Source organism: Accumulibacter sp. (assembly GCF_031732815.1).
Classification (GTDB): Bacteria; Pseudomonadota; Gammaproteobacteria; order Burkholderiales; family Rhodocyclaceae; genus Accumulibacter.
Genome location: NZ_JAVMKF010000295.1, coordinates 1 through 3,366, shown reverse-complemented (window position 1 = coordinate 3,366; position 3,366 = coordinate 1). Strand labels below are relative to the sequence as shown.

The following is a 3,366-nucleotide window of genomic DNA, read 5'->3' as shown; positions in this document are numbered from 1 at the left end:
CCGGCGGACGAGATTCCGGACAATCTCGACGACATTCCGGATGCCCTGCCGCGCAGCGAACCCCTGCATCGTTTCGCCAACCGCCCCTACGTCGTCCTGGGCAAGGCCTACGAGCCACAGACCAGCCTGCGGCCGTACCGGCAACGCGGCGTGGCAAGCTGGTACGGGAAGAAGTTCCACGGCCTGAAGACCTCGATCGGCGAGCCGTACGACATGTTCGCGATGACCGCGGCGCATCCGACGCTGGCCATTCCATCCTACGTCCGGGTAACCCACGTCGGCAACGGCAAGTCGGTGGTCCTGCGCGTCACCGACCGTGGACCGTTTCACGCCGACCGGATCATCGACCTTTCGTACGCCGCCGCCTACCGCCTGGGTTACGTCGATAACGGCAGCGCGCTGGTCGAGGTGGAAGCGATCGTGCCGGCAGACGCCGCGGCGCTCGCCCTGTCCAGCGCGCCTGCCAGCGCGCCTGCCAGCGCGCCCGCCAGCGTACCGGCGAAAGTGGCGTTGACCGACGGTCGCGACGAAATCGAACTGCTGGCGGCCAGACTCGAGCGCCAGACGGCGGCGCCGCCGACTGCTGGCCAGGCGCCCAGGCTGCCGGCGCCGGGCTCGAGTGCTGCCTGGTCCGCGTCTGCCGTGCGCGGCATCTTCCTGCAACTGGGCGCTTTCGCCAGCCTCGACAACGCGGAAAGCCTGCGCGCCCATCTGGTGCGCGAACTCGATTGGCTGAGCGAAGAAATCGGCGTCAATCCCGGCGGCGGCATGCACCGTGTGCATCTCGGACCGTATGCCAGCCGGGCGGAAGCCGAGCGCGTTGCCGAACGGATTCGCCTGGCGCTGGGCTACAAGCCGACGGTCGTCAGCCGCTGATCAGCCGTTGCTCGCTTCGTCGATGAGCGGGCGAAAAACGCCCTGGACGACTTTCTTGCCCTTTTCCAGGTGGACCAACTGACCGGTGACTTCCACCGGGATGATTCTGCCGTCAGCGGCGATCACTTCGCTACGCAAGGCCTGCGCGCCATCCAGCCTGATCAGAGTGCCGATCACTGCGCGCGCCTCTTGCGTATCCCCGCTGGCATGCAGTTCGGCCTGCAGGATCCCGAGAAGTTGCTGCAGTTCGCGACCAAAGAGCCTTTCGGCCTGTGGGTTGGCATCGAGAATGTGCCCGCTGTCCGCATCGGAAATCAGGATGGCGTCGCGCGCGCCCATGAACAGCGCGTGGCGCAGACTGTTGGCGTCGTGCAGGTCTTCCTCGATCGTCGCGACATGATGCTGCAGCAGAGCGATCGCCACGAGGTTGCTGACGGCATGCGCCAGAAGGCGTTGTACCGAGGTCCACGCCGAGTGTGGCCCGACGCGTTCGATGCGCAACACGCCCTGCAGTTCGCCGTTGACGTGAATCGGCGAGGCGATCAGCGCACTGATCCCGTTCATCAGCAGGTAGTCGTCGGCAAACTCCTGAGTTGATGGATGTTTCAGCGCGTCGTCGGCGATGATCGGCTCACCTTGCGCGAGTGCGCGAAAGTACTCGGGATAGCGCGTGGCGTGCAGGACGACGCCGTTGCTGTGCCGGTTGCGCGACAGCTCGTAGAGATCGATGCACTCCAGTGTCAACTGTTCGGCGGTCAGTCCCCACAGGCTGACGCGTTCGATGTTGAGCATCTGCCCAGTCGCTGCGGTCAGTTGGCGCAGCGTTTCATGCAGACTGTTGCTGGCGAAGCCGCCACGCGAAAGTTGTGCAAAAGCGCTTTGCAGGTCAAGGGAATCCGCTAGAGGTCGAAAAGGCGGCAGCATGGGGTCCTGACTATGCCCATTTGTCCCATGGGCTTAATGGTCGAGCAAACGAGCACCATCCTAAGCTTCGCCGCTGCCCTGCGCTGTGGAGTACGTCACGCAGGCGGGATCGCTGGTCGCCGATCTGTCACAAAACGCGCACAGGCGCACTCAGGGGCGCTTGCTATAATCCGCGCTTTGCCTGGAACGTGTCCCCATGCGCAGGTTTCGCTCGGTCGTTTTCCTTCTGCTTTGCCTTCCCGCTCTCGTCTTCGCCCAGCAATTGCCGATTCCGCCGGTCCTGGGGGCCAAATCGTGGCTCCTGATCGAAGCTGCTTCGGGTCAGGAACTGGCCGCACAGGCCGCCGACCAGCGCCTGGAACCGGCGTCGCTGACTAAGCTGATGACCGCATACCTGAGTTTTGCCGCGCTTCGCCAAGGGACGATCAAGCTCGATCAGGCCGTACCGGTTTCGCAGAAGGCGTGGAAGACCGGCGGTTCGCGCATGTTCATTCAGATCGGCACCGAGGTGCGCATCGAGGACTTGCTCAAAGGAATGATCGTGCAGTCGGGTAACGATGCCTGCGTCGCGCTTGCGGAAGCCATTGCCGGTGATGAGGAAAACTTTGCCCAGTTGATGAATCGCGAGGCGCAACGTCTGGGCATGAAAGCTTCGAGTTTCCGCAATGCAAGCGGCCTGCCCGATCCACAGCACTACACGACGGCGAGAGACCTGGCGCTGTTGGCCGGCGCGCTGATTCGCGATTTTCCTGAAGAGTATGCGAAGTATTACTCGCTGAAAGAGTTCCGCTACAACAAGATCACCCAGCCGAACCGCAATCGTCTGCTCTGGCTCGACCCCACGGTCGATGGCCTGAAGACCGGACATACCGAGGGTGCCGGCTATTGTCTGGTGTCTTCGGCCAAGCGCGGCGCACGACGCCTGCTGGCGGTGGTGCTCGGTACCGCGTCGGACAACCAGCGCGCGCAGGAATCGCTCAAGCTGCTCAATTACGGCTTCCAGTTCTACGACGCAGTGCAGCTCTATGCCAGGAACGAACCCGTTTCCAGCCTGAAGGTGTGGAAAGGCAAGGAGAATGCGGTGAAGCTTGGTTTTGCCCACGATCTCGTTCTGGCCGTACCCAAAGGCTTCGGGCCGCGCCTGCGGACCGAACTCGTCTCGCAACAACCGCTGCTCGCGCCGATAACGCGCGGCCAGGTGCTCGGCACGCTCAAGGTGAGCATGGACGGCAAGCCCTATGGCGAGTATCCGGTCAGCGCGCTGGAAGCAGTCGAGCCCGCGGGAATCGTCGGCCGCGCGTTTGACGGCATCCGCCTCTGGCTGAACTAGGCGCCCGAGCCGCATGTCGCGCCCGACAAAACCGAATGAGGCAGAGCACGGCATCGACAACCGCTTGCCGAATCGTCGATAATTCAATGTTTGATTCACGGCGCTACGGATGAAATTCCTTTTCGACCTGTTCCCGGTCATCCTTTTCTTCATCGCCTACAAGGTCTGGGACATCTACACCGCGACCGCGGTGGCGATCGCCGCCACCTTCGCCCAGATCGGCTGGCTGTGGTTCA

4 protein-coding genes are annotated in these 3,366 nt (G+C 63.1%); 3 read left to right on the top strand and 1 reads right to left on the bottom strand.

What is annotated here, in order from left to right; all coding sequences use genetic code 11:
* Positions 1-876, top strand: an 876-nt coding sequence (locus RKP46_RS17100; protein ID WP_311107741.1) for a septal ring lytic transglycosylase RlpA family protein, incomplete at its 5' end; no start/stop codon positions are given.
* Here RKP46_RS17100 and RKP46_RS17095 read toward each other — a convergent pair.
* On the bottom strand, positions 877-1,800 hold the full coding sequence (locus tag RKP46_RS17095) for a GAF domain-containing protein (RefSeq protein WP_311107740.1): 924 nt from the start codon (positions 1,798-1,800) through the stop codon (positions 877-879). It abuts the gene before it with no gap.
* A gap of 196 nt (positions 1,801-1,996) precedes the next feature.
* Between RKP46_RS17095 and RKP46_RS17090 the strand changes: the two genes are divergently transcribed.
* Complete coding sequence (locus tag RKP46_RS17090; RefSeq protein WP_311107739.1) at positions 1,997-3,130, top strand: D-alanyl-D-alanine carboxypeptidase family protein; 1,134 nt, start codon at positions 1,997-1,999, stop codon at positions 3,128-3,130.
* Between the two features lie 109 nt (positions 3,131-3,239).
* The coding region (locus RKP46_RS17085) for a septation protein IspZ (RefSeq protein ID WP_311107752.1) at positions 3,240-3,366 on the top strand (127 nt) is incomplete at its 3' end.

What these genes read in the sequence shown, in the direction of transcription:
- RKP46_RS17090 (WP_311107739.1), top strand. Translation starts at nt 1,997, where the DNA reads ATGCGCAGGTTTCGCTCGGTCGTTTTCCTTCTGCTTTGCCTTCCCGCT.
- RKP46_RS17095 (WP_311107740.1), bottom strand. Translation starts at nt 1,800, where the DNA reads ATGCTGCCGCCTTTTCGACCTCTAGCGGATTCCCTTGACCTGCAAAGC.